Source organism: Anabaena sp. EIM26 (genome assembly GCF_057568715.1).
This window is the reverse complement of the sequence record NZ_CM172472.1, coordinates 593,941-618,276: the sequence shown is the minus strand read 5'-3', so window position 1 is coordinate 618,276 and position 24,336 is coordinate 593,941. Positions and strand designations below refer to the sequence as shown.

Annotated in this window: 22 protein-coding genes; 10 read left to right on the top strand and 12 right to left on the bottom strand. The window is 38.5% G+C overall.

Annotated elements, in window-relative coordinates; all coding sequences use genetic code 11:
- Positions 1-51 precede the first annotated feature (51 nt).
- Complete coding sequence (locus AC012T_RS02525; protein WP_487062791.1) at positions 52-177, bottom strand: hypothetical protein; 126 nt, start codon at positions 175-177, stop codon at positions 52-54.
- A 61-nt stretch (positions 178-238) separates the two neighbouring features.
- Between AC012T_RS02525 and AC012T_RS02520 the strand changes: the two genes are divergently transcribed.
- Entirely contained in the window at positions 239-1,429 is a 1,191-nt protein-coding gene (locus AC012T_RS02520; protein WP_487062789.1) for a GUN4 domain-containing protein, read from the top strand.
- A gap of 237 nt (positions 1,430-1,666) precedes the next feature.
- Here AC012T_RS02520 and obgE read toward each other — a convergent pair whose 3' ends face one another.
- Both obgE and AC012T_RS02510 read right to left on the bottom strand, forming a co-directional pair.
- Positions 1,667-2,704 carry a GTPase ObgE gene (gene obgE / locus AC012T_RS02515; protein WP_487066414.1) on the bottom strand — a complete coding sequence of 346 codons (1,038 nt, stop codon included), beginning with the start codon at positions 2,702-2,704 and terminating at the stop codon, positions 1,667-1,669.
- A 272-nt stretch (positions 2,705-2,976) separates the two neighbouring features.
- On the bottom strand, positions 2,977-3,636 hold the full coding sequence (locus AC012T_RS02510; protein ID WP_487062787.1) for a Mo-dependent nitrogenase C-terminal domain-containing protein: 660 nt from the start codon (positions 3,634-3,636) through the stop codon (positions 2,977-2,979).
- A 114-nt stretch (positions 3,637-3,750) separates the two neighbouring features.
- Here AC012T_RS02510 and AC012T_RS02505 point away from each other — a divergent pair, with 114 nt between their 5' ends.
- Complete coding sequence (locus AC012T_RS02505; RefSeq protein ID WP_487062785.1) at positions 3,751-4,860, top strand: glutamate--cysteine ligase; 1,110 nt, start codon at positions 3,751-3,753, stop codon at positions 4,858-4,860.
- 265 nt (positions 4,861-5,125) lie between these two features.
- Here AC012T_RS02505 and AC012T_RS02500 read toward each other — a convergent pair whose 3' ends face one another.
- Positions 5,126-5,566: a cobalamin biosynthesis protein gene (locus AC012T_RS02500; RefSeq protein ID WP_487062783.1), complete on the bottom strand. Its 441-nt coding sequence runs from the start codon at positions 5,564-5,566 to the stop codon at positions 5,126-5,128.
- Positions 5,567-6,229: 663 nt separating this feature from the next.
- Between AC012T_RS02500 and AC012T_RS02495 the strand changes: the two genes are divergently transcribed.
- Positions 6,230-7,567 (top strand): hypothetical protein, encoded by a 1,338-nt coding sequence (locus tag AC012T_RS02495; protein ID WP_487062781.1) that lies wholly within the window; start codon positions 6,230-6,232, stop codon positions 7,565-7,567.
- 82 nt (positions 7,568-7,649) lie between these two features.
- Here the strand turns inward: AC012T_RS02495 and AC012T_RS02490 are convergent, their stop codons facing one another.
- Positions 7,650-8,939, bottom strand: a complete 1,290-nt coding sequence (locus AC012T_RS02490) for a Glu/Leu/Phe/Val family dehydrogenase (protein WP_487062779.1) — start codon at positions 8,937-8,939, stop codon at positions 7,650-7,652.
- 281 nt (positions 8,940-9,220) lie between these two features.
- On the opposite strand from AC012T_RS02490, the gene AC012T_RS02485 reads away from it, so the two are divergent.
- Both AC012T_RS02485 and AC012T_RS02480 read left to right on the top strand, forming a co-directional pair.
- On the top strand, positions 9,221-9,592 hold the full coding sequence (locus AC012T_RS02485; protein WP_487062777.1) for a hypothetical protein: 372 nt from the start codon (positions 9,221-9,223) through the stop codon (positions 9,590-9,592).
- A gap of 295 nt (positions 9,593-9,887) precedes the next feature.
- Positions 9,888-11,252: a cytochrome P450 gene (locus AC012T_RS02480; RefSeq protein WP_487062775.1), complete on the top strand. Its 1,365-nt coding sequence runs from the start codon at positions 9,888-9,890 to the stop codon at positions 11,250-11,252.
- Between the two features lie 72 nt (positions 11,253-11,324).
- On the opposite strand, the gene AC012T_RS02475 is transcribed toward AC012T_RS02480, so the two are convergent.
- The 3 genes from AC012T_RS02475 to AC012T_RS02465 all read right to left on the bottom strand — a co-directional run bounded on the left by AC012T_RS02475 (position 11,325) and on the right by AC012T_RS02465 (position 14,756).
- A complete protein-coding gene (locus tag AC012T_RS02475) occupies positions 11,325-12,818 on the bottom strand; it encodes a carotenoid oxygenase family protein (protein WP_487062773.1) in 1,494 nt (497 codons plus the stop codon).
- 176 nt (positions 12,819-12,994) lie between these two features.
- Positions 12,995-14,356 carry a folate/biopterin family MFS transporter gene (locus AC012T_RS02470; protein WP_487062771.1) on the bottom strand — a complete coding sequence of 454 codons (1,362 nt, stop codon included), beginning with the start codon at positions 14,354-14,356 and terminating at the stop codon, positions 12,995-12,997.
- A 205-nt stretch (positions 14,357-14,561) separates the two neighbouring features.
- Complete coding sequence (locus AC012T_RS02465) at positions 14,562-14,756, bottom strand: hypothetical protein (protein WP_015212291.1); 195 nt, start codon at positions 14,754-14,756, stop codon at positions 14,562-14,564.
- Between the two features lie 689 nt (positions 14,757-15,445).
- On the opposite strand from AC012T_RS02465, the gene xth reads away from it, so the two are divergent.
- The 4 genes from xth (at position 15,446) to trxA (ending at position 18,084) form a co-directional block, all read left to right on the top strand.
- Positions 15,446-16,228 (top strand): exodeoxyribonuclease III, encoded by a 783-nt coding sequence (gene xth / locus AC012T_RS02460; protein ID WP_487062769.1) that lies wholly within the window; start codon positions 15,446-15,448, stop codon positions 16,226-16,228.
- 134 nt (positions 16,229-16,362) lie between these two features.
- Positions 16,363-16,665 (top strand): hypothetical protein, encoded by a 303-nt coding sequence (locus AC012T_RS02455; protein WP_487062767.1) that lies wholly within the window; start codon positions 16,363-16,365, stop codon positions 16,663-16,665.
- A complete protein-coding gene (locus tag AC012T_RS02450; protein WP_487062765.1) occupies positions 16,634-17,527 on the top strand; it encodes a DUF6414 family protein in 894 nt (297 codons plus the stop codon). The genes AC012T_RS02455 and AC012T_RS02450 overlap by 32 nt, the downstream gene beginning before the upstream one ends.
- A gap of 239 nt (positions 17,528-17,766) precedes the next feature.
- Positions 17,767-18,084 (top strand): thioredoxin, encoded by a 318-nt coding sequence (gene trxA / locus AC012T_RS02445; protein ID WP_487062763.1) that lies wholly within the window; start codon positions 17,767-17,769, stop codon positions 18,082-18,084.
- A 103-nt stretch (positions 18,085-18,187) separates the two neighbouring features.
- Here trxA and prmA read toward each other — a convergent pair whose 3' ends face one another.
- The 3 genes from prmA to AC012T_RS02430 all read right to left on the bottom strand — a co-directional run bounded on the left by prmA (position 18,188) and on the right by AC012T_RS02430 (position 22,491).
- Complete coding sequence (prmA, locus tag AC012T_RS02440; protein WP_487062761.1) at positions 18,188-19,108, bottom strand: 50S ribosomal protein L11 methyltransferase; 921 nt, start codon at positions 19,106-19,108, stop codon at positions 18,188-18,190.
- A gap of 129 nt (positions 19,109-19,237) precedes the next feature.
- On the bottom strand, positions 19,238-20,818 hold the full coding sequence (serA, locus tag AC012T_RS02435; RefSeq protein WP_487062759.1) for a phosphoglycerate dehydrogenase: 1,581 nt from the start codon (positions 20,816-20,818) through the stop codon (positions 19,238-19,240).
- Between the two features lie 488 nt (positions 20,819-21,306).
- Positions 21,307-22,491, bottom strand: coding sequence for an RNA-guided endonuclease InsQ/TnpB family protein (locus tag AC012T_RS02430; protein ID WP_487062757.1), 1,185 nt, complete (start codon positions 22,489-22,491; stop codon positions 21,307-21,309).
- 176 nt (positions 22,492-22,667) lie between these two features.
- Between AC012T_RS02430 and AC012T_RS02425 the strand changes: the two genes are divergently transcribed.
- Positions 22,668-23,363 (top strand): Uma2 family endonuclease, encoded by a 696-nt coding sequence (locus AC012T_RS02425; RefSeq protein WP_487062755.1) that lies wholly within the window; start codon positions 22,668-22,670, stop codon positions 23,361-23,363.
- Positions 23,364-23,411: 48 nt separating this feature from the next.
- On the opposite strand, the gene panB is transcribed toward AC012T_RS02425, so the two are convergent.
- Positions 23,412-24,182 (bottom strand): 3-methyl-2-oxobutanoate hydroxymethyltransferase, encoded by a 771-nt coding sequence (gene panB / locus AC012T_RS02420; protein ID WP_487062753.1) that lies wholly within the window; start codon positions 24,180-24,182, stop codon positions 23,412-23,414.
- Positions 24,183-24,336 lie beyond the last annotated feature (154 nt).

The following is a 24,336-nucleotide window of genomic DNA, read 5'->3' as shown; positions in this document are numbered from 1 at the left end:
TGTGGGACAGGCATCTTGCCTGTCCAATATTTTGCTACAAGTTGAAAAGACCTATCGTTTTGGACATTTTACACCACCAGGGCGTTTTACCCCAAATCCATACATATAAATTTCAGGCATATTAACACGCTTATCAGAACGGTTTTCGACAATTCCCAGTTGGAGTAAATATCGCATAATTTCCTCCTGTTTTGAAGTTGTTTGTACTCTAATTAATTAGAAAAGGCCTGTAACTATTATGTCTCAACTTAAACTTATATCTGATATTGGTATAGATTATACCCAATTACATAGTTTACTGTTCATACAAAACTGGCGAAAAGCTGATAAAGAAACTGCAAGATTAATTTTGGATGTTGCCAACAAAAAAAACATTAAGAGTTCTTCTCAAACTCTCGCAACCGATAAAATTAAAACATTTCCTTGTGAGGATTTACAAATAATTGATCAACTTTGGATGTATTACAGTCAAGAACGTTTTGGTTTTAGTATTCAAGGTTCTTTGTGGGATGAGATTATTCAAGAGCATAGAAAATCAGATTTTCCGAGTTTTTGCATTTTAGCTTATAAATTAGGATGGTTTTTAGAGGAAGGTTGGCTAAGTTCTCAAACAAACTTAGATATAGAAACAGTACCAAAGGGGCATTTTCCACGTTGGGGTTTTGGTTTCAAATCAATAGGAGAGGAAGTAACTTGGACACCGGGAATCATGGGTCTACAAATGTTGAGTGCAAACGTAAAAATCTTGGGATATAATGGAACTGGTCTGAGATTGGATAACATACTAAATAAATTTAATACTCTTCTGCCTCTTGAAAATTTATTTTTTCGTATAAAAACTTGTGATTTGGTAAATACAACTGCTTACGAGCTTCGTACTTTCAAACACAAATTGCACGAAAGCCCAGAATTACAAAGTACAATCAAGAAAATATCTGTCACTTCAGAACTTAATCAACTTGATATTGAGGTAAATAATCTTCAGCAAAAAAATTACTATACTCCTAAAAAAAAGATAACATTTAAAAAGCGAATAATTACATCAATTGCCCAACGACAGGGACAACCTTTGTTTCGTAAGGCTTTGCTTGAAGCCTATGACTATCGTTGTGCTATAACAGGGTTTGATGCACATGAAGCATTGGAAGCTGCTCATATAATACCTTATTGTGAAACTGAGGATAATGATATTTCAAATGGTTTATTACTACGTGCTGATTTGCATACTCTTTTTGACCTCAACTTAATTGTTATAAATCCAAAAACGCTGAAAATATACATTGCTCCTAATTTACGAGGAACTTGTTATGAACAAGAACTTCATAATAAATCTCTGCGGCTTCCTATAAATCAATCAGATTTCCCCAACAGACACGCACTTCAATCGCGTTGTAATCAGTGTAGTTGGTCTGATTTCTCACGAGGGTAAAAGCAAATACCACGCTTGACAATTTCCTCTTTTCCTTAACTTGTCACCAATGCATCGTTCCTCATTCAACAATATTTTTGCATCATGTAAATGCCTTCCTGCTGCTTATGGAAAAGACTCTTCTAACAAAATCACTCCTTACTTATTGTTTTCAATAAACTACAAAAATGCTAAACATGAGTCCGCGCAGGCGGACTTTGCTTGTATAGCGTTTATTCAACAAAACCGCCACATTAATTAAACAGCAACCTCCGCCGCTTCCAAAGCCTCCAAAGCATTAATTTCATCTAAAATCCGCCAGATTTCCTGCATCATTGGATCTAAACCAGTGCGAGTTACAGCAGAAATTATGAAAACTGGCGCTAAAGCCAGATGATTTAATCGCATAGCTAACGCCTCCAAATCAACAGTTTCTCTATCAACTGCGTCAATTTTATTCAAAGCTAAAATTTGCGGACGTTTTGCTAAACCCCGTCCATAAGCTTTCAGTTCTTCTTGAATAGTATGGAAATCGGCAATTACATCTTCACTTGTTGCATCAATTAAGTGTAATAAAACCCGTGTGCGTTCAATGTGACGTAAAAAATCATGTCCTAAACCGGCACCATGAGAAGCACCTTCAATTAATCCGGGAATATCAGCGAAAACTGTACCATCACCAGTGGGTTTTTTAACTACACCTAAATTAGGAATGAGAGTAGTAAAAGGATAATCAGCGATTTTTGGCCGTGCGGCTGATAAAGAAGAAATTAAAGTTGATTTACCTGCATTTGGCAAACCAATAATTCCCACTTCTGCTAACAATTTCAACTCTAAACGCAATATTTTCCTTTCTCCTTCCAGTCCAGGAAGTGCGTATTCTGGGACACGGTTGCGGTTACTCAAAAAATGTTGATTTCCTAGTCCACCTTTACCACCTTCAACGACTCGAAAGCGTTGTCCTGGTTCAACCAAATCGCACAATAAGGCGCTTGTTTCCGCATCATAAACAGTAGTACCGCAGGGAACTTCGATAATTAAATCCTTTCCACCTGCGCCGGTGCAATTATTGGGGCCGCCACGTTCCCCATTTTGGGCTTTAAACAAATGCTTGTATCGAAAATCCAGCAAGGTTTGTAGGTTTGTATCAGCCACAAAAATGATGGAACCGCCTCTTCCTCCATTCCCGCCAGAGGGGCCGCCGGCTGGTACATATTTCTCTCTGCGGAAGGCGACGATACCGTCGCCACCTTTACCGGCTTCTACTTCAATTACTGATTGGTCTATAAATTGCATATTGTTAGAGTCTTGAGTTCTGAGTGATGAGTTATCAATTATAAGTTTTTCATTAACTTTAAATTCCTCACTCTTTACTTGTAACTCAATCCTCTGCACTCAGCACTCTTTACTCAGCACTTAGGGACTTCCAAATAAAAAAATCCCCAATTTGTAGGGTGTGTTAGGACGCTAATCCGTAACACACCATAAATTCAAGGATAATGGTGGGTTACGCTGTTGCTAACCCACCCTACGGTTTTTGTTTGGGTAATTTATTTTTTGGTGTTCCCTTAAATATATGCTGAAATATCTTCACCACAGTCATCAGCAAGGTAGGAAAGGGCGCGGAAACGTAAACCTACTAGTTGCTCATACAAGGGGTTAATTTTGCACATTGGTGGGATGTGAACTATTTTGCGTCCAAACAGAGTGACATCTCGCTCAAAGGGACATTGGGAGGGGATCATTTTGCACAAAAACCTAGCTACTCTGGGGTCTTGAATATCTAGTCCGTCCAACCAGTCCCGCATGGGGTGAAGTATATCTGGTGGGTGTAGGGTGGGTTCTTCTGTTTGTTCTGTCGCTTCTAGGGTATGACGTAGGGCTGCTAGGGCTTCTGTTTGCAGTTCTAATGCTTGACAAAACTGTTGCAGAAGTTCCTCTTCGCTGGGAGAATATGTTCCATCTGCGATCGCTACCATTACCGCTGTTCGCAAAAAATTCTCCGCTGCTGATGTACCTTTACCCAATACAGCAGCTAATTCTTCTGGTGTAATTATTTCTAGTGAGTTCCAGTCCAGACAAGGGGCTAACTCATCTTTGGTCAGGCTGGTAATTAACTCCTGTTCTTGGGCATCAAAATTACCATCAGCCCAAGCAATAGACAGTAATCCACGTAACCAAGCAGTAATTTGTTCGCTGCTGTATGGAGTTTTAACAGCACTTTTCATAAAACTCACGCCTCAACTTTTTCTCAATCATTACTAAGCTTAAGCTACTTTAATTGTCAGTCTTGCGTTAGAATCCCTCTGAGAGTATTATTGAGAATTCTTTCTATTTACTATATGTTTTTCTTCGGGATTGAACATGAAGTTGCTTTCCTTAACCATGAAGGAAAGTTTGCTGATTTCTCTTGTACAAAATTTGCTGAGTTTAATCAAATTGTTGATCGGCTACCTATATACGCCAACGACTACCCACAATTAAGAGTAGGTGATGCTGGCATTAAAAAAAAGCGTTGGTATATTGAGGGTTTTGAAAGATTTGCTGATTCAGAAGAGGTAATTGACTGTGTAGCGAAAGGCATCGAAATCAGAACAACTATCCACCCCACTATTCAAGGAGCAATTGCTGAATTAACAGCAAGTTTTAACTTACTACGTGAAGTATCTGCTAGTTTTGGATTTTTACCTGTTTTAGTGAGTTTTAACCCTTATACTGACATTTTTGAACCTAAACCACCATTAAATGATTTTGAAATTAGACAATTACAAGCTTATCCTGATGAACAAACTGCTCATATTTATATGGTTTCCTATGGGCCAGATTTAAATATTTCTCTAGCAGATTTACCTATTGAAAATGTCATTGATATAGGTAAAAAGTTAACTTTTTATAGTCCTTATATTGTTCCTTTTAGTTATAGCTCTCCTTTTTTAAATGGGGGTTTATGGGAAGGTTTATCAATAAGGACATTTATCAGGACTGGAAAAAGATCAGCAACATTAGTTTTTGTAGAAAAACAGGAACAACTTATTCAAAGTGTACCTTCTTTAACTAAAGTAGCCCGTATTCCAGCAGAAGTAGGTCGGATTGAGTTTAAAGCCTGTGATAGTTGTGATAATTTTGCTATTTATGCAGGTTTATTAGCTTTATTAAAAGGTTTAGCATTAGATACAACTTTGATGGGTAGAGCTACTATACCCGATGCTAATTTACACCAAATTTCGGCAAAATATGGGTTTGCTCATGAAGAGATTTTTCTGAATACAACCAAGATTTTACAAGCTGCTGAAGTTGCTCTTACAAATGACCCAGATATTGAGTTTTTAAAACCGCTAAAAGTTATTTTGGCAGACAAGAAAATTAAATCTCATCAACTAATTGAAATCTTCCAAAATGTAGGTTCAATCGAAGAAACACTTAAGAAAACTTACGACTTTGGTAATGGGTAATTGGTAATGGGTAATTGGTAATGGGTAATGGGTAATGGGTAATGGGTAATTGGTGTCAGAAGAAAGATAACTTTTCCCCATCCTCCTCATCTCCCCCTGCCTTACCTGAGTTCGACATAAGATAATTTGTGGAAAACTCACCCCCGCTAGGAGTCTCGAACCCTTATTCTATCGCCCTTAAAAATCATAACTCCGTTCGCGTAGCGTCTCCATTCGGCGAAGCCGTGCCGTAGGCATAGGAGAAACTCCTAACACCGAACTCACGTTAAATAAAACCCCTAATCCCTTGAGCAACAGCTATCGTGATACCACCTGATTCTCCTGGTAAGCGAAAAATTTGCTTGGGGACTAATAACCTTACACCGTCAGCAGCAAATTCCTGAGCAGCCAGAATAGCAGATGCCTCTGCAACACTCTGTGTCCCTACTAACGCTTCAATAATTTTGGCAGGGTTAGGAACACAGACACTAGATAAAAATTCTGCCGTGAAAGTTTTTAACGGGAAATTATGTATATGACAAAATTCCCTTAAACCAACTTCCGACGCTTTAGACTCAATAGTCGCAATACCTGTTATGTCAGTATCAGCAAGTTGATATTCTCGAAAAACTTTCTCAATAGCAGCATTAATTAAGTGGTAGGAAATGCCTTTTTGACAACCGATACCCACCCATAAAACTTGTAGAAACAATAAATCTACTTGCATAATTTAGTCATTCAATAGTATTAGAATAAATTTAATTTTTTATATAGAATCTCGCAAAAGCCTTGTAAATAGCCACAAAATCACACCAATGGATGATTGATTTTCAACAATTGTACATTTTAATACATCAAAATTGCTAATTTTAATACTTTCGCCAAAACTAAAAACCGATATATTTAGTACATCTAGCACAGTAGGAAACATCGAGGGAGAAAGCAAAGGTAAAAAGTAAATTAGGTCTTCATTTTTACTTTTTTCTGCCCTTGTAGCGTAAGCATTTCATCTTGATGTTTCAATTTCTTCTTTCTCCGTCGTAGCAAACTCACAACAGTTACGACGGAGTTTTGCTTATTTGAATGGGGTATAAAATTTAGCTTTTCAATCGGCGTTAAACGTAACCATAACAGTTTTTAGATCAGTGACGCATAGTTTTCAATCACAAAGCCTGTAGAGGTGAGGTTTATTGGTCTTCAATTATATTGCATTTGACCGAGAAACACTATATCTTCACAAAATTTAAATTAGATGATGATTGTAGATCATTTGCAACTGATAGCAATTGTACAAAATTACACAATCTTGGGAACTTATATCTTTTACCTTCTGTCGTTCCCATAAAGACTCAGTAGACCATTTGAAAAGTCAAGTCACAGAAGGATTTCCATGTCACCTCAGCCTTCATTCAAGTTTTTTCGTCAAGGTGCTTTGACAGTTACTAGTATCTCTGTCTTAGCTACCGTTGCTTTCCCCTCTCCAGTTTTCTCCTTAACAACCCAAGTAGAACAAAATTTACAAAGTCAACATCTTCAACTAACAGAACAAGGAACTAATTCATTCTCAAATCAGTTGAGTGGAATTAAAAAATCAACTTTTTTGATTGCCAGAGATGATGACGACGACGATGATGATCGTAGGAATAACCGTCGTGGACGTTATGAAGATGACGACGACGATGATGATCGTAGAAATAACCGTCGCGGACGTTATGACGACGATGATGATCGTCAGAATAACTATCGCAGAAATGAACAACGTTATCAGTCATCAAAAGCTTTTCGGAACAAAGACTGGAGTTGCTTACTAAAATCAGGAAGGCTAGTTAATTCCAAGCAAAGAGCCTTAGTTTTACAACTAGATATTCTAGAAAAACCCATTACTAGATATGCAAATGTAGTCTACACTGTGTACGCTCGACAGAACAATCGTTGGGTGCAATTTTATAGCACTACAGGCTCAAAATTGATTGAACAAAGAGCAGGAAGATACTCTTTACAACCAGAAGTCATAGAATACAATAAACTGCGGCTAGGCAATCTTGATTTGTCGAGATCAGACCTGAAATTTGTCACTCAAATTCGCTATGATTCAACCAGCAGACGCGAAGAAAGCCTAGTATTTGAAGATATCAGAAACTACAGAGAGGTTGCTGAAATTAGTAGTATTAGACAGTTTACCAACATCAGTACATCAACTGGCAATCAAACAATCTATGATCGTCAACATAATAATCGCAGACGTGATGATGACGATGATGATTATCGGCGCAGACAAGGATATGGCAGAGAACAAAATCGTAACTCATCAAAAGCTTTTCGGAACAACGGCTGGAGCGGCTTACTGCAATTTGGTAGACTAGTTAATTCCAACCAAAGAGGCTTAGTTTTACAGCTAAATATTCTAGAAAAACCCATTACTAGATATGCAAATGTAGTCTACACTTTATATGCTTTACAAAACAATCGTTGGGTGCAATTTTACAGCAGTACAGGATCAAGATTGATTGAGCAAAGAGCAGGAAGATACTCTTTACAACCAGAAGTCATAGAATTCAATAAACTGCGAATAGGTAATCTTGACTTGTCGAGATCAGACCTGAAATTTGTCACTCAAATCCGCTATGATTCAACCAGCAGACGTGAGGAAAGCTTGGTATTTGAGGAGGTCAGAAATTATAGAGAGATAACTGAAGTTAGTAATGTCAGACAGTTTACTACTTATTAAATAACGCATCCTTAGAAATAAAGAGGTAAAAATATTTTTATTATTTTTACCTCTTAGTCTTAAAAATTGTGAATCATAAAATCTAAGGATATAAACCTCTATCAGTCAAAGCTTGAGCCACCCTACCGACACCCAAAGTGTAAGCTGCCAACCGCAAATTTACCCCTTGGGATTGCGACCTTTGAACTACACGACGATAAGCATTTACCATCAGATATTCCATTTCTCGGTTAACACGTTCCTCATCCCAGAATAGGTAAGAAAGTCCTTGTACCCATTCCAAATAACTGACTACCACACCACCAGCATTGGCCAGAATATCCGGTAAAACCGTCACACCCTGAGCTTCTAGGACTCGGTTAGCTTCCAGGGTTACTGGGCCGTTAGCAGCTTCAGCAATAAACTGAGCTTGTATCTGATGAACATTTTCCTCAGTAATTTGGTTTTCCAAAGCTGCGGGAATCAAGACATCACAAGGTAAAGTTAGTAAGTCTGCATTACTAATTGGTGTAGCGTGGGGGAAACCTACCACACTTCTGCGGTTTTGAGCAGCATAGGCTTTCAAAGCCGGAATATCAAGACCAGTTTCCGAAAATACACCCCCAGCACCGCTGGAAACAGCAATAATTTTTGCTCCTTCTTGGTGTAATAATTCCGCAGCCGCGCCGCCAACATTCCCGAAACCTTGAATAGCAACTCGCACACCTGCAAGAGATTTACCTTGATCTGCCAGTGCTTCACGGACAATAATCATTACACCCCTGCCAGTAGCCATTTCCCGACCTAGAGAACCACCAATAGAAATAGGCTTACCAGTCACCACACCCGGTACAGAATGACCAACATTAACAGAATAAGTATCCATCATCCACGCCATTTCACGGGCAGAAGTACCCATATCAGGCGCGGGAATGTCTACAGAGGGGCCAATATCCTTAATTAATTCACTGATATAACGACGGCTAATTCGTTCTAATTCTCCAACAGTGTACTGTTTGGGATCTATGGGAATTCCGCCTTTAGCACCACCATAGGGAATACCCAGCAACGCACATTTCCAAGTCATTAGCATAGCTAACGCTGAAACTTCCCGCAGCGTCACAGCTGGATGAAAACGAATCCCTCCTTTATAGGGGCCTAAAATATCAGAATGCTGTACCCGATGACCAGGGAGAACTCTGATATCACCATTATCCATTTTCACGGGAATGGAAACTGTCACCACCTTACGAGGATGGCTGAGAATTTCTAATAGACCTGGATCTAATTTTAATTCTTTACCTGCCCATTCTAAGTAGCTACAAGCTTGGTCATAGGGGCAAATGTAAGCAGGAGAGTGACTTGCTAGTGATGGTAGCGATGTTGAAACCATAAAATTTTCCCCTCGTCGCGGTGTCTTCGCGAGCCGGATTTATATGGATTAGCTTACCTTTATTTTTGAAAAATATGGCAATTTTGTAGTTTTTGTTACAATTTTATTTTTCTTTGTATGATTAAAAATCAGTAATTCTCATTTTGAAACGATATTTTTCTTTAAAAAGCTGTTTTTTAAACCCTGCTTTAATAAATCATTATCTTTGGATAATGCCCGTGTGTTAACTAGTAAGCAACGAAACCTCTGTATGAGTTTTTCAATTTTTTAGAGAAGATAAAATGAAGAAATTTAGCAGTTTGATGATTGTCGGAGCAATATTGTCGATGAATGCGCCGGCATTAGCTGAAAGCCGTGCAGTTAATATCAGTGTTGGTAGTATTGGTGGTGCGTTAGATAATGCTGCTTTGCGAACAGTTCGCCAAGTGATCGGGTTTGCGGTTGGGACTGGTACTGTTGATCAATTTATTGTATATAGCCCAAGAGAAGGTGGTCCTATTCCGAAAGAAGGTGGGTTATCTGCTTGCGCTGAAGCTGGGTTCGGCGTAACTGATGCTAAATTTAAAGCTTTTATCCAGCAGTTACGTTCAATTACACCCAAATCAGGAACTTTCTTAAATGTAGAACTTACGGCAAGTTGTAGTATCAACTAAAAATGCTTAGTGGTGCAGAAAACTTTTTTGGGTTTCACAATGAAAAGACTGAAGGGTCAAAATAGAAGCTGAAACCCAATGCCCTCATTCGATTTCTTGAAAAATCCCAAATCCATTGTTTCAGTGATAATCCTTTATTTATAGGTGTTTCAGGATTTTTCTTCACCACTAATCTCTCACAGATGCTCGCAACAAAACTGAAGCATTTAGCAAATGGCGCGACTTGATGACGATCACTGTACCTCATATTAAAACCGTCATATAATACATATAAATTATTACTTAATAATTAATTATGATAAACCAAGAGAATAAATCACAAGATCAAAATATTTCTCCTCAGAATCAACTACCTTTACCACCAGGAAACTTAGGTTTACCTTTAATTGGCGAAACAATTAGTTTTTTGAGTGATCCAGATTTTGCCACAAAACGACAAAATAAATACGGTAACGTTTTTAAGACTAATATTTTTGGCTCTCCCACAATTATGATGATAGGAGCAGAAGCCAATCGCTTTATATTTAGTAGTGAAAATCATAATTTTACAATTAAATGGCCTGAGAGCGTTTCTGTCTTACTTGGCCCTGCTTCTTTATCAATGCAAATTGGTAGCATTCATCAAACCAGACGTAAATTATTATCCCAAGCATTTCAACCAAGAGCTTTAGCAAGTTATTTACCTGCAATGGTAGAAATTACTAATAGTTATTTACAGAAATGGGAAGGTGCAGGGCAATTAACCTGGTATCCTGAATTAAGAAAATATACTTTTGATGTCGCTTGTAAATTATTAGTAGGAAGAGATGCTAATAATGATAGTCATTTCGCTGAATTATTTGAAGAATGGTGTCTTGGTTTATTTACTCTTCCTATTCGTTTACCTTGGACTAAGTTTGGTAAAGCTTTGAAATACCGAGATCAGTTGTTAGTAAAAATTGAAGAAATTATTTTACAACGTCAACAACAACCCAGTTCTGAACAAGATGCTTTAGGTTTATTGTTAAATGCAAAAGATGAAGATGGTAATAGTTTGAGTATAGATGAACTCAAAGATCAAATTCTCACCTTATTATTTGCTGGACATGAAACATTAACATCTGCAATATCTTCTTTCTGTTTACTATTAGCACAGAATCCAGAAATTTTAGTAGCAGCAAGGAAGGAACAGCAGCAAATAATTTGTACAAGTGAGCTAACATTTGAACATCTTAAACAAATGACTTACTTAGATCAAATACTCAAGGAAGTTTTGCGAGTTATTCCTCCTGTTGGTGGTGGTTTTCGAGAAGTGGTTCAAAGTTGTGAATTTAATGGATATCACATTCCTCAAGGTTGGAGTGTGTTATATCAAATTGGCAAAACACATCAAGATGAAACTATATACAAAGATGCTCAAAATTTTGACCCAGAAAGGTTTAGTACAGATAGGGCTGAGGATAAATCTAAGCCTTTTAGTTATGTGACTTTTGGGGGTGGGATGAGAGAATGTATAGGTAAGGAATTTGCTAGATTAGAAATGAAAATATTTGCTGCTTTGTTATTGCGTGGTTATGAATGGGAACTTGTTGCAGGACAAAATTTAGATTTAGCAATGATACCCACACCACAACCCAGTGACGGTTTAAAAGTCATTTTTCGTTCTCTTCATGAAAGTTAAAAATTTTCTGAGAGTTTGTTGGGTTTCACGTTGTACCCTTCGGGAAGCAAGCTACAACCCAACTTACATTTATTAAATGAATATCTCAGGGGTAAAACTTCCATGTAAACCATAGGGAATATGATGCTTCAGATGTAGTTTTGCTACTGCACCTTTCTGGAAATCTTGAGCATCTAAAATTACTACATCTGAACGATGATATTCGGCATCATAAACTAAAGCTATTATCCAACCATCATCTTCTTGTTGAGAATTGGGACGAGGAACAAAAATTGGCTCACCTACAAAACCACGAGGTGCAGCACTCCATAATTGTCTGTTTCCTGACTCTAAATCAACTTTGAGAATTGCTTGTAAAGGGGCATTTCCAGTTTGGTTATGGGCAGCACCAATATATAAATAACGATATTTTTTACCCATATTATTGGGGTGAATAATAGGAAATTCACAAGCACGACTGTCTATCAATTGACGCTGGACTTGATTTTCTTTTAAATTTAGATGAAAACGCCACAGTTGTGAAGGTGCATTTGCTCCAAAATCAGTTTTTCGATAATCACTATTTGGTTCAACTTCCGATAAAGATTCATAGCAGATTGAATCAATCACTATTTCGTCCCCAACTTCAAAAGCATTAACGTGGTGAAAGATAAAACCTGATTGAGCTTCTAGAACTTTTAAATTTGGTGTTTCTGATTTGGATGTACGAGGGATAATTATTATCTGAGTCGGTTTATTTTTAATTAACTTAATGCATTGTCCTGCACTGCATATTCCTAAGGCAAAAGGTAAAGGATTAAATTTAACAGGATTTTGAAAAAATATGCAGTAATTTGGGGTAATCACAAAATCATGAATGAAACAAAAACCCGGAACTTTATGGGATTGCTTTCTAATGATTTCCCCTGCTAGATTTAACTCAAAAATGGTAATTTTTGTAGATAATCCTGGCTTAGTAGAAAAATTAACTAGACAAGGTGTGTTATTATCTTGTTGGCAATTGGGGTCAATACGAGGATGGGCGCTAAAGGCTTCACCTGTTGATAAGACACCATTAAAATATTCTTTTTCTAATGTTTCGAGTGTATGGGGGTCAAGACGATGGGGTTCTGCTGCTTCCCATAATGCCAAGAGTTTACCACCCCAGTAAATAACGTTTGTATTAGCAATATTTTTGATTTTAAAATCGAAGATATTTGCCAACCAACCACCAGGCTTTTGAGTACCAAAAACACCACGATAAAGGATTTTTTTAGCTGTTTTTTCTGCTAAATAACCGCTAGTTTGCACAAATCTGTTACGAAAATGGGCGCGACCGTTGGTGAAGGAGATGCGGCTAATCATGCCATCACCATCAAAAGGATGATGTAAGCGGTTTCCGTTTATATCTAATAAACCTGGGCCATTTCTAAATAGTGTTCCTTGCAATTCTGGTGGAATTTGTCCTTCTATGTCATCAATCCAATAATCAAATTCTTGGGAGAGAGATTCATATCCTCCTTGCCAATCTTCAAGAGTATAGGATTTTGCTGGATTTTTGTTTTCTTGAGTTTCTAATATCTGCATATTTTTGAAAATGTGTTAAGTTGTTATTTTTTACCTAATGCTATGTGGTGATTCTACTTTGAGTGAGACCCCCAAACCCCACCCCGCAAGCGAAGAGGGGGATATAATGTACCTCATTCAAGTGCATACCACTATCAATATAGACTTAAAAAATTTGTTTGTGATTTTATAGGAGGTCAATTATTAACTGAGGTTGCTGTCAATGTTGCTGATTCGGTTTCTTGTTCTTCTGGTAATAAGTTGATAAATAACAGAGGTAATAAAGCACTTAAATTAGTGATAATTACTAATAGCCAGAGGGCATCAAAGCTGGTGTCTGTAATACCTAACCAGTGCATGATTAATGCACCAAATTCTTTAGAAATAGCTCCTCCTAAGTTAAATATTGACATGAGGAGTGCAAATAATGTGGCTTCTATTCCTAAGGGACAAATTCTAGCGGCTAATACCATCACGGGCATGAATGCAATTTGTCCCATGACAGCAAGAATTAAGCTATCTCCTAAACTAAACCAGTGGTCATCTATTCCTAATGCTCTATTTGTGTGAGTTACTAACACTAATATTGTCATTCTTAGTGCTGTTGAGATGACGATACTCCAACCACAAATTACGCGGAAAGGAACGCTTTTAAGGAAGCGTTGAAAGATCCAGATGCCAATTAATGAGGCTAAACTGGTGACTAAATGAACTCTTCCTAAAAATTCTGGTTCAAAGTGTAGTTCGTTGGTGAAGAAGAAGAAAAAGGCTGCGTCGCCACTAGGGGTAGATTGCCACAGAAAGATAAATAGTGTGGGCAGCCAAATTGCTTTTTGAGTGAAGGCTTGACGTAGTTGTTTGAGTTGAGTTGAGACGTGGAAGGGATTAGTTTGATGATTTTCGAGGGTATTTTTGTGAATGGGTGTTTCACTAATGAACCAAGCTGCTGCTGAGATAATGAGGGGGAATAATGCGGTAACTAAAAATACTGTGCGGGTGGTGAAGTATTCTAAGAGTAGTCCGCTAAAGTAAGCTGTAATCAAGCCTCCAAGGGCGGTAGCACCCCAGCAGATAGATTGGAGGGAGCCAACTTGTGCTTTAGATTCAACTCTGGCACGTTCGACAACGAGGGAGTCAACTATGACATCACTGAAGGCAACGGAGAGGGAACTGAGTGCGATCGCTATTGTTGCTCCCAAGCTAGTATGAACTAATGTGGACAAACTCACCCAAGCCGCAGATCCCAATATTCCTGATAACACCAAATACGGGCGACGACGATAGCCAAAGATCGGCAAACCATCGGATATAAAGCCAAATAAGGGCTTAATCATCCACGGTAGGGCGACTATTCCCAACAGTGCTGACACCTCAACTGGACTCAGATGTAATTCATCTTTGAGGAAGAAACTGACGGCTAGACGAGCTAACCCTAATATGCCTTGGACAAAGTAAACAGCAAGTATTGCAATTAATTCTGGCTTAGGTTCGTTACCTAAGAGAATTTGTTTGGTTACTGAGTCTTTGACCTTGGATAAGCCAGAAGAGTCAATCAGCATTTGATAAATATTCTTTAAGTTTTATCTACTTTTATATCATAACCATATACGGATGATGTTATCGGCTATCTTAATCACAAAGTTTTTAGCTGCAACTGTAAAAGAAGGGTGGAATCTAACTAAAAACAAGACGCAAGCATCATTTATAGTCTGACGCTTGCGCTTAATAAATTCGGGCTGATTGTGTTTTTATCCCAGATGAAAATCAAGACGATGTGACATCAACCGCTTTCTGAGTCAGCACTCCAGTGTTACGACTGTCCAAATTAGACAAACGATTAATGCTTAAAAGTGGAACTTCTTGCCGACAAGACAAGCAAAACCAATACAGTTCACCATGACGGACATGACGCAGGATAGAACCACCGCAGCATGGGCAGATGTTGGCTCTCTTATTCATACCAATGTCCTCCTAAAAAAAATTGTTGTTGAAAACAGGCAAAAAAATTTTTGATTAAAACCTAATTAATATGTAAATTCAAGTGCCAAAAATTCTGCTTGGCGACCAAAACTACATATTTTGCTCTTTTTCCTGGTGAATAGTAATCTAAAAATGCTAAATTCTGTGGATATTACGGTTGTTATATACAAGAAAAATTTGTTTGTTCCATACCGCAATCAACAGCATCAACATAATATTGATTTAAGGTTGTATTTTACCAATACTGATTTAATAACTGACATTATTTTATGAGGACAAAGCATTTGTATATATTCTTCTGAAATTTAAATTAACTTTTTCCCACCTAAAAGCAAAATTTCAGCTAACTATACTCTCAATTCCCTACAAAATCATCATGTCATCTCATCAGCAATAGCTAACTACCAGCAGCACTCTTAAACTATAACCGAGGATTTAGTATTTTCATCTGTCCTGGGGATCATAAACGATTATGATATTCTGTAGCTGAATTTACAAATTCGCATATTTTGTAGCTGACAATACTAAATCAGGGCTAGGGATCAATTACTTACTGCTTTCTTTAGAGTAAATAGCAACAAAATAGAAAAATTATCGAGAGTAAATAGTCACGAAAAATTTACATATTTTATAATTCTTAATCTACCATCATTACTGATAAATAACTCATGAAAATTGCCACTTGGAATGTCAACTCGATTCGCACACGTTTAGAACAGGTTATTGATTGGTTAAATCAAAATCCTATTGATGTCCTGTGTTTGCAAGAAACAAAAGTTGTAGATGCTGATTTTCCGCGTTTACCTTTTGAAACATTAGGCTATCACCTTTATATTTTCGGACAGAAGAGTTATAACGGCGTTGCACTCATTAGCCGTAAACCCCTGGAAGATGTGAGTATGGGGTTCTGTGCGATTTTGCCAGAGATAGAACCACAATGGGACGAGCAAAAGCGCGTCATTACTGGTGTTATTGATGGAGTTCGCATTGTCAATCTTTATGTTCCCAATGGTTCCTCGGTGGGAAGTGATAAATATGAATATAAGCTGCGCTGGTTAACGGTATTGCGGAAATATTTGCAGGTGGTGTTGTTGTCTCAACCTGATATTTGTATGTGCGGTGATTTTAATATTGCTTTGGAAGATATAGATATTCACGATAAAGCGAAGATAGAAAATCACATTATGGCATCTGAGCCAGAACGCCAAGCTTTACGAGGTGTGATTTCGCTGGGTTTTGCGGATGCTTTTCGCAAATTCAACAAAGAAGGAGGAAATTATAGCTGGTGGGATTATCGTACTGCTGCTTTCAAGCGTAATTTAGGTTGGCGAATTGACCATCATTATCTGACACCTGTTTTGTGCGATCGCGCTCAAAGTTGTATTATTGACGTTGCACCAAGGAAGTTAACCCAGCCTAGTGACCATACACCAGTTATTGTGGAGTTTTAGATTTGAATGGCTCTTGATACCCCTCAGTAGTTCCACTTTATAGCTGGTTGTGGACTGAGCGTCAGTGATAGCTGTCTTAGTTACTCAAGTCGTTCAGTCATGACTTCGCTACAACTGGCTTAGATAGAAATAAATTGCTACTAGAGCTAAAAATAGGTAAACTAAGGTTGCATATTCTGAAAGTAGTAGGACTAGTAAATGATATGTCCTCCGAAAACAGCGAAATAGATAAAAAAATTCACTGTGCAGCAGAGTTAAGTCAAACAATTGTTGATGCCCTAAAAAGTACATCAAAGGAAAATGCTGATAAAATATCAGATGAATTAAATTTAATAATCAACAATAATGAAAAGGACCAGGAAGAACGTAGGATTCAGTCAAGAATTGAAACTGACAGAAGAAGAGATGAAATCAGAAGAAAATGGAAACGGTATTAATTTAAAGCATTTTATTTATTTAGACAAAAATCGCTTAAATTCGTATTCCTCTCAATTAGAAGATGGGCTAATTCAGATTAGAAGATTGACAGAAAATATAGGAAATAAAAATACAGAAGTACAGGGTGAGAAATATACAGAATATACAGAAGAAGAAGGGAGAGATATAGAGTTTACCGCAGGTCCAAAAAATATTTTGGGTGGTATATCAGGAAAGGGAGGAGATAAAACAACTAAAAAGAATGGATATAGAGAAGGAACGAAAACAATTATAGATGAATTATCTGAAAGTTTTTCTCAAGATAAAATTGATTACCATAATACTTATTTGGTTTTTGAAAAACAACTAATTGAGAAAGGCATTTTGAAAGAAATTTCTCATGAAAATCAACTAAAAAAATATGCGTCATTAATCAAAATCACAGGAACCTCAAAATTTTTTGATTGGGATTCACTATTCAAGGTGTTTGATGAATTTGGTAATCTTATAGCTAATAATTCTACTAATTCTACTCCTGAAGAAGCATTACAAGCAGATGGCATCAAAGTAATATTTCAAACGGTAAAATTATTTTCACTAGGAGAAATTACTTTACATACAAAAATAGGAAATTCCATTTTAATCAGCTCTCTTAATATCGAAAATCTGTGCATGACTAAAGATCAATTACGTTCAGCATATGTAATGCCAGGTGATGTAGAAACAACTATCGTTGGATTTGTGCCAAAACGAAGAATAGAGCAAACCACATTCCCTGGATTGGCAGGAACAATAAATATGGCTGAAATGTGGGGTCAAATGGCCGGAGAAGTTCAAACCGTCATAGATCCATTAGCAATCTATACAGAAATACATATCTAAGTTTACAAAATAGACCTGAAAGCGATCGCTATCCTGCAAAAGCCATCCGCTAAGGTTCTGCGGTCAATCTTCGTTACAAAACTTAATTATAAATTACGAATTACAAATTATTTTTTCTGTTGAATAAATCAGCTAATTTTGTAGATTTAACAGCTTTCCAAAAAAAATATGAAGATATACCGTTTCCATGACGTAAGAACTACCATTAAAACAAACAATAAAAAATTGGTGTGTGTCACATGACAACTAAAAAGCAATTTAACAGCTTTGAAGAAATGCTGTCTGGTTCTGATGTACCTGTGTTGGTAGATTTTTATGCTGATTGGTGTGGCCCCTGCCAGATGATGGTGCCAATTTTAGAACAAGTCAATGCCCAATTGAACAATCGTTTAAGAATTGTCAAAATTGACACAGAGAAATATACAGAGTTAGCCAGCCAATATCAAATTGAGGCCTTACCAACTCTAGTATTGTTTAAGCAAGGTCAGCCAGTGGAGAGAATTGAGGGTGTAGTACAAGCACCGCAGTTAGTTCAACGTCTTAAATCTCTCATTTAATTTGGGGGAAGGTGACAGGTGACAGGTGAGAGAAATTTTTGATATTTGATTTTCTTTCTCTGCACAAAACCCTGATCTCCTGCATCTTCCTCATCTCCCCACATCATGAACGACGGGCATTTAAGCAACACCATTCTTTTCTTTTCCAGAGAGTAGCCACAACCCAGCCATTTTGCTCTAAGACATCAGCAACCGCTTTAGATTGTTCTAGTAAAATACCGCTAAAGATACCCCAGGTAGTAGGTTTAACAATAGCTCCCATTTCTGGAATTAACTCAATAATTACATCAGCTAAAATATTGCAGACAATACCATCGACTGGTTGAGTAATTATTTTAGTGAGAATTTCTACACTTCCTTCTGTTGGCAGCAAGCGGTCTGAATTCATATCATTCAGGGCGCGATTGCTGAAAGTTGATTGTACTGCCAAAGGATCAGTATCTACTGCATAAACTTTTTCTGCTCCCAGTAGTACTGCACCAATGGAAAGAATGCCAGAACCGCAGCCAATGTCCGCAATTATTAGAGATTGTTTTTTATCATTTTTACTAACAAAAGCTTCAGGAACTTGACTGAGACGCATTTCTAGCGATTCTAAACACAATTGGGTTGTAGCATGATTACCCGTACCAAATGCAACGCCTGGATCAAGACGAATGACCAACCGTTCTAATGATTCTGGTAGTGGTAGCCACGCGGGGTTAATCAGAAAGCGATCGCCTATTTCTTGAGGTTGCCAATATTGTTTCCAGCTACTAGCCCAATCTTCCTCATCAATCAATTGCCAATGAAGTATGGGAGATGGCAACCCTATACACATAGCATCTTGCCGCAACCATAGTGATAGAGCCGATAAATCTAGTAGCTGTGCTTGAAAGCTGGGTAAGTAAGCCTTTAATAGTGAGGAATTACCTTTGCTTTCACTAGCTGTACCACGACAGCCAAAACCCTCCAGTCGCCAAAAGATAGAATCTTCCAGATCTGGTTCACATAAAATTTTGAGTTCCCACCAGGTGTTTGCCATAGAATTTTAGATTTTAGATTTTAGATTTTAGATTTTAGATTGGTGATGGGTAATTGGTGATGGGTAATTGGAAAAAACAATCACTGGTTACCTGTTTTTAATCCAAAATCCAAAATCCAAAATCCAAAATTAAAGTGTTACTGTATACGCATCTCGAATTCCTGGTACTTTCGTAATTTCATCTAAGATGCCTTCTGGTAGAGGATCATCAATACTCAGTGCCATGACTGCATCACCACGGACGATTTTACGACCTACCTGCATACTGGCAATATTGACATTAAAACTACCAAGTAGGGAACCGAGTTTGCCAATAATTCCTGGCATATCACGGTGCAGAGTGAACAGCATATATTTGCTAGGTGGAACGTTAATGGGGAAACCATCAACATCAGTGAGGTGAATTTCTTTATCACCCAACAAAGCACCTGTAACTGAATGAGTACCTAAAGTACCTGTAGCTTCTAGATGCAGTGAACCGGCATAATCTCTGGCTGAGGCATCCCGTGTTTCAATCACGCGAATTCCTCTTTCCTTGGCTTCTATGCTGGCGTTGACATAATTAACCCGTTCCCGTAAGGCTTGATAAAGTAGTCCTTTGAGGGCTGCTACTATCAAGGGCTGACTTTTGTTGGTTGCGAGTTCCCCTTGTAGTGTAATGTTGAGTGTTTCTACTCTGCCACCTACTAGTTGTCCTACCAAGTTACCAAGGGTTTCTGCCAACTGCATATAAGGCTTGAGTTCTTCTAAAACATCGGGACCGAATCCGGGGATGTTAACAGCGGAACGGGCAGGTAGTCCTAGAAGGACATCGCGGATTTGTTCAGCTACGTCTATAGCGACGTTAACTTGGGCTTCGGTGGTGGATGCACCTAAGTGGGGGGTGAGGATGAGATCTTTGCCGAGCGATCGCAAATCAGATTCACCCAGAGGTTCTGACTCGAACACATCTAAAGCTGCACCACCAATTTTACCTTCTTTAATTGCCGCTGCTAAAGCTGCTTCATCAATGATGCCACCACGAGCGCAGTTAATAATTCTCGCAGTTGGTTTCATCTTCGCCAAAGTTTTGGCATTAATTAAGTGGGTAGTTTCTGGGGTTTTGGGGATATGCAAGGTGATATAATCGGATTGCTGCATCAGTAAATCTAACTCTACCAACTGACAGCCCATCTGTTCAGCCCTTTCTGTAGAAATAAAGGGATCATAAGCTAATAGTTTCATCCCCATAGCTTTGGCTACAGCCGCAACATGAGAGCCAATTTTCCCTAGCCCGACAACGCCAAGAGTTTTTTTGTATACTTCTGCACCTACAAAAGTTTTGCGATCCCATTCACCCCTTTTGACTGAAGCATTTGCATCTGGGATATGACGAGATAAAGATAACATCATCGCTAGTGCGTGTTCGGCTGCGGCAATGGTATTTCCTTCGGGAGAATTGACTACTACAATACCTTTGCGGGTAGCAGCAGGAACATCAACATTATCCACTCCCACACCAGCACGACCAATAATTTTTAATTGTGTGCCAGCTTCAATAATTTCTTGAGTGACGCGAGTTCCAGAACGGATCATCAACGCATCGTACTCACCAATAATTTCTATCAGTTCTGCTGGTTTAAGACCTGTTTTGACATCAACCGTAGCAACTTGGGAAAGGATGTCAATACCAGCCTGGTCAATTGGATCGGAGACAAGAACCTTAGACATGATTACTTCATTTAAATTTACAAGTTTCGCTGCACAAGACTTTTAAGTTTAGTCTTTATCTGTAACAATTCAGCAAGAATTATGCGTTTCTATATATAGCAGGAAGGGAACAGGGAAAAGGAAAACAAGGCAAAAATATATGTGTACTGTGTTTTTTATGGCTGCTCCACGCAAGCTATCAAAAATCAAATAGGAGTCGTATATCTAATTTACCTGCTTCCAGCCCATAAACCTGATTTTGGTGCGATCGCAACGAACAAAGCGGTTAGAACATCAAGCGTATTGATGACACTCCGACCACATCATAAGTTTTACTTCTTCCTTCTTCCTCCTCCTTCTCCTGACTCCCGACTCCGAACTCCGAACTCCTGATTCCTGCTATATCGCCTGAACAAATTGACACTCCCCTGGCTAAAGCCGAGGGGATTCTACATTCATCGTCAAAACTTGCTCAACCAGGTTTGCACCCTTACGGGTTCGCCAGTCACTCATGAGGGAAACCCCCAAGACCGCGCTGGCGAACCAAGTAGAGTAGTGGTTTCAACTCCTGTAGCGTTACTTTGGGGATGCCCTCCCCTAGCTTTTGCAAGATTTAAAATATTAATTGCGGCATTTGTATCTCTGTGTAACTCGCATCCACAACTACATTTATGGGTACGAGTGGAGAGAGACTTTTTGACAATTACGCCACAACTAGAACACTTTTGAGAAGTGTAATGTGGTGTTACAGCTATAGCAACTTTGTCAAATTTAACAGCAAAATATTCAATCCATTGCCTAAACAAATACCAACTAGCATCACTAATTGATTTTGCTAAACAATGGTTTCTTACCATGTTTGAAACTCTTAAATCTTCATAGGCTACTAAGTCGTTAGACTTGCATACGTTACGCGCTATTCTCTTAGCGTGTTCAATCCGTTGCCTACTTATTTTTAAGTGTTTCTTAGCGTAAATTTTTCTAGCTTTTTTTCTACTGCTAGAACCTTTTACTTTTTTGTAAATCCGTCGTTGAGAATGCTTAATTGATTTTTCAGCCTTGATCAAAAACTTAGGGTTAGGTTCATGATGTCCATTAGAATCGGTGTAAAACGACTCAATACCGACATCTAAACCTATGTCTACACCTGTTTTTGCTTGAATATCTACAACATCAATCCCCACAATAAACTGTGCATAATAACCATCGGCACGACGGATTAAACGCACTCGTTTAATATCTTTAAGTTTGTAGGATTGAATATCCCATTTACCTAATAATTTGAGTTCACCAATTCCTTTCTTGTCAGTGAAAGTAATGCGCCGATTGGTTTTGTGCAATTTCCATCCCGATGTTTTATATTCAACGGAACGGCAATCTTTCTGAAACCGTGGGAATCCCTTTCTGCCAATCTCTTTAGACTTACAATTGTCGTAAAATCTTGATATAGCAGCCCAACTACGTTCTGCGGCTGATTGTACTGCCATTGAGTTTAACTCAGCAGTAAAAGGGAATTCCTTACGAAGTTCGGTAGAGTATTTGTTAAGGGCGAACTTATCAATTTTTAGCTCTCGTGGTGCATCCATCCAATATCTAATCGCTTTGTTACGAACAAATTGAGTAGTCCGAATAGCGTCATCTATTGCATCGTATTGATGTTGTTTTCCTTTAACTTTGTACTCTAGGACTATCATTACTTTATTTGTTTACGACCTATAAGTATTATACAATGTCAATACAGGATAAATCCTGTATCTAGCCTTCATCCCTTGGCTAAAGCACAGGTGTATCCTCCTGAGTCGCACACACCTTCAAGGGTTTTCAGCATTTTCGTTATAATTAATTGTGGTGAGTGTTGGGAGAAGTAGTGATGTTAAATTTCCACCTACCAAGGTACTTACCCTCGGCTGAAGAGTTACCCGATTCTGATGAGACACCTGTGGATAACGAACTGCAAGAATTAATTCCAGGATTGCTGAAATCTATACTGCTGATACTTTGGGCAGAACGCATGGACTGGTTTTTTGGGGTAAATATGGGGATTTATTATCACCCTGATGAACTGCCAATGGTGCCAGATGGGTTTCTGAGCTTGGGAGTAGAACGTTGTTATGATGAGGAATTACGCCCTAGTTATGTGTTATGGGATGAAAACATTGTCCCATCTTTAGTTCTAGAAGTAGTTTCTCCAAATTACCGTAAGGAGTACAGCATCAAGCTAGACGAATATGCGGACTTAGGTGTGCGATATTATGTGATTTATTCTTCTCGTCGCCGTCGTAAACCACGTTTGGAAGTACATAAGTTAGTGAATGGGAAGTATGAGTTACAAGCAGGAAACCCTGTGTGGCTACCAGAAATTGGTTTAGGAATTGGTTCTGAACAGGGAAATTATGGCGGTTTGAACCGGGAATGGTTGTATTGGTATGATAACGAAGGCAAGCGGTATCTGACACCACAAGAACAGATTAAAGAGGCAGAAAAACGCGCTCAGGTGGCAGAAGTGCGATCGCAAAAGTTAGCTGCAAAATTGCAAGATTTAGGAATTGATCCCGCTCAAATTTAATAAGATAAACATAAACCTGCCTAGGCAGGTTTATATATTTAATTCTAATTACGGAAATTGGCGATCGCGCACTTCCACAGCATAATTCTGCACAGCTTGAGTAATGTGTTCTCGTAAATTTGTATAAACTTTGGCAAAGGGCGGTTGTTTTTCTGAAAGTCCGAGAATATCAGAAGTAACTAATACCTGACCATCACAGTCCGAACCTGCACCAATACCAATAGTAGGAACACGTAATTTTTGGGTAATTTGTAATGCTAAATGAGCAGGGATATGTTCTAATACTATGGAAAATACACCAGCTTGTTCGAGAGCGATCGCTTCAGTTAAAATTTTCTCACCGGCTTCCGGGCTTTTCCCCTGTTGTCGCAAACCCAGTTGATGTACAGATTGTGGTGTCAACCCTACATGACCCATCACCGGAATACCAGCTTGTACCAACCTGGCTACAGTTTCCACCATTGCTGGATGTCCACCTTCTAATTTTACCGCTTGTGCGCCAGTTTCCTTTAGCACCCTGCCGGCAGACTGCATAGCTTGAGAAATGCTTTCTTGATAAGTTAAAAATGGTAAATCGACAACAACAAGAGCGCGTTTTACAGCACGACGCACAGCTTTAGCATGATGGATCATTTCATCTAGAGTAATTGGCAGCGTTGTCTCATATCCAAGAATTGCTGCCAAAGAATCTCCTACCAGGATTAAGTCTACACCAGCTGCATCTAACAGTTGAGCGATCGCATAATCCCAGCCAGTCAAAGCGACAATTGCCCGCCCCTGCTGTTTCCATTGAATTAATTGCTGGGTAGTAACTGCCATAAAAAAAGGAGTTTGGAGTTCGGAGGTCGGAGTTCGGAGGTCGGAGGTCGGAGTCAGGAGTCAGGATTCAGGAGTCAGGATTCAGGATTCAGGAGTAAGAAGAAAGAATTAAAATTTCCTCCTGCCTGTTCCCTGCTTTCTTCACTGTCACCTG

What these genes read in the sequence shown, in the direction of transcription:
- AC012T_RS02500 (WP_487062783.1), bottom strand. Translation starts at nt 5,566, where the DNA reads ATGCAAGTAGATTTATTGTTTCTACAAGTTTTATGGGTGGGTATCGGT.
- AC012T_RS02470 (WP_487062771.1), bottom strand. Translation starts at nt 14,356, where the DNA reads ATGCTGATTGACTCTTCTGGCTTATCCAAGGTCAAAGACTCAGTAACC.
- AC012T_RS02485 (WP_487062777.1), top strand. Translation starts at nt 9,221, where the DNA reads ATGAAGAAATTTAGCAGTTTGATGATTGTCGGAGCAATATTGTCGATG.
- obgE (WP_487066414.1), bottom strand. Translation starts at nt 2,704, where the DNA reads ATGCAATTTATAGACCAATCAGTAATTGAAGTAGAAGCCGGTAAAGGT.
- AC012T_RS02525 (WP_487062791.1), bottom strand. Translation starts at nt 177, where the DNA reads ATGCGATATTTACTCCAACTGGGAATTGTCGAAAACCGTTCTGATAAG.
- AC012T_RS02520 (WP_487062789.1), top strand. Translation starts at nt 239, where the DNA reads ATGTCTCAACTTAAACTTATATCTGATATTGGTATAGATTATACCCAA.
- AC012T_RS02425 (WP_487062755.1), top strand. Translation starts at nt 22,668, where the DNA reads ATGTTAAATTTCCACCTACCAAGGTACTTACCCTCGGCTGAAGAGTTA.
- serA (WP_487062759.1), bottom strand. Translation starts at nt 20,818, where the DNA reads ATGTCTAAGGTTCTTGTCTCCGATCCAATTGACCAGGCTGGTATTGAC.
- xth (WP_487062769.1), top strand. Translation starts at nt 15,446, where the DNA reads ATGAAAATTGCCACTTGGAATGTCAACTCGATTCGCACACGTTTAGAA.
- prmA (WP_487062761.1), bottom strand. Translation starts at nt 19,108, where the DNA reads ATGGCAAACACCTGGTGGGAACTCAAAATTTTATGTGAACCAGATCTG.
- AC012T_RS02465 (WP_015212291.1), bottom strand. Translation starts at nt 14,756, where the DNA reads ATGAATAAGAGAGCCAACATCTGCCCATGCTGCGGTGGTTCTATCCTG.
- AC012T_RS02505 (WP_487062785.1), top strand. Translation starts at nt 3,751, where the DNA reads ATGTTTTTCTTCGGGATTGAACATGAAGTTGCTTTCCTTAACCATGAA.
- AC012T_RS02480 (WP_487062775.1), top strand. Translation starts at nt 9,888, where the DNA reads ATGATAAACCAAGAGAATAAATCACAAGATCAAAATATTTCTCCTCAG.
- trxA (WP_487062763.1), top strand. Translation starts at nt 17,767, where the DNA reads ATGACAACTAAAAAGCAATTTAACAGCTTTGAAGAAATGCTGTCTGGT.
- AC012T_RS02495 (WP_487062781.1), top strand. Translation starts at nt 6,230, where the DNA reads ATGTCACCTCAGCCTTCATTCAAGTTTTTTCGTCAAGGTGCTTTGACA.
- AC012T_RS02490 (WP_487062779.1), bottom strand. Translation starts at nt 8,939, where the DNA reads ATGGTTTCAACATCGCTACCATCACTAGCAAGTCACTCTCCTGCTTAC.
- panB (WP_487062753.1), bottom strand. Translation starts at nt 24,182, where the DNA reads ATGGCAGTTACTACCCAGCAATTAATTCAATGGAAACAGCAGGGGCGG.
- AC012T_RS02430 (WP_487062757.1), bottom strand. Translation starts at nt 22,491, where the DNA reads ATGATAGTCCTAGAGTACAAAGTTAAAGGAAAACAACATCAATACGAT.
- AC012T_RS02510 (WP_487062787.1), bottom strand. Translation starts at nt 3,636, where the DNA reads ATGAAAAGTGCTGTTAAAACTCCATACAGCAGCGAACAAATTACTGCT.
- AC012T_RS02450 (WP_487062765.1), top strand. Translation starts at nt 16,634, where the DNA reads ATGAAATCAGAAGAAAATGGAAACGGTATTAATTTAAAGCATTTTATT.
- AC012T_RS02475 (WP_487062773.1), bottom strand. Translation starts at nt 12,818, where the DNA reads ATGCAGATATTAGAAACTCAAGAAAACAAAAATCCAGCAAAATCCTAT.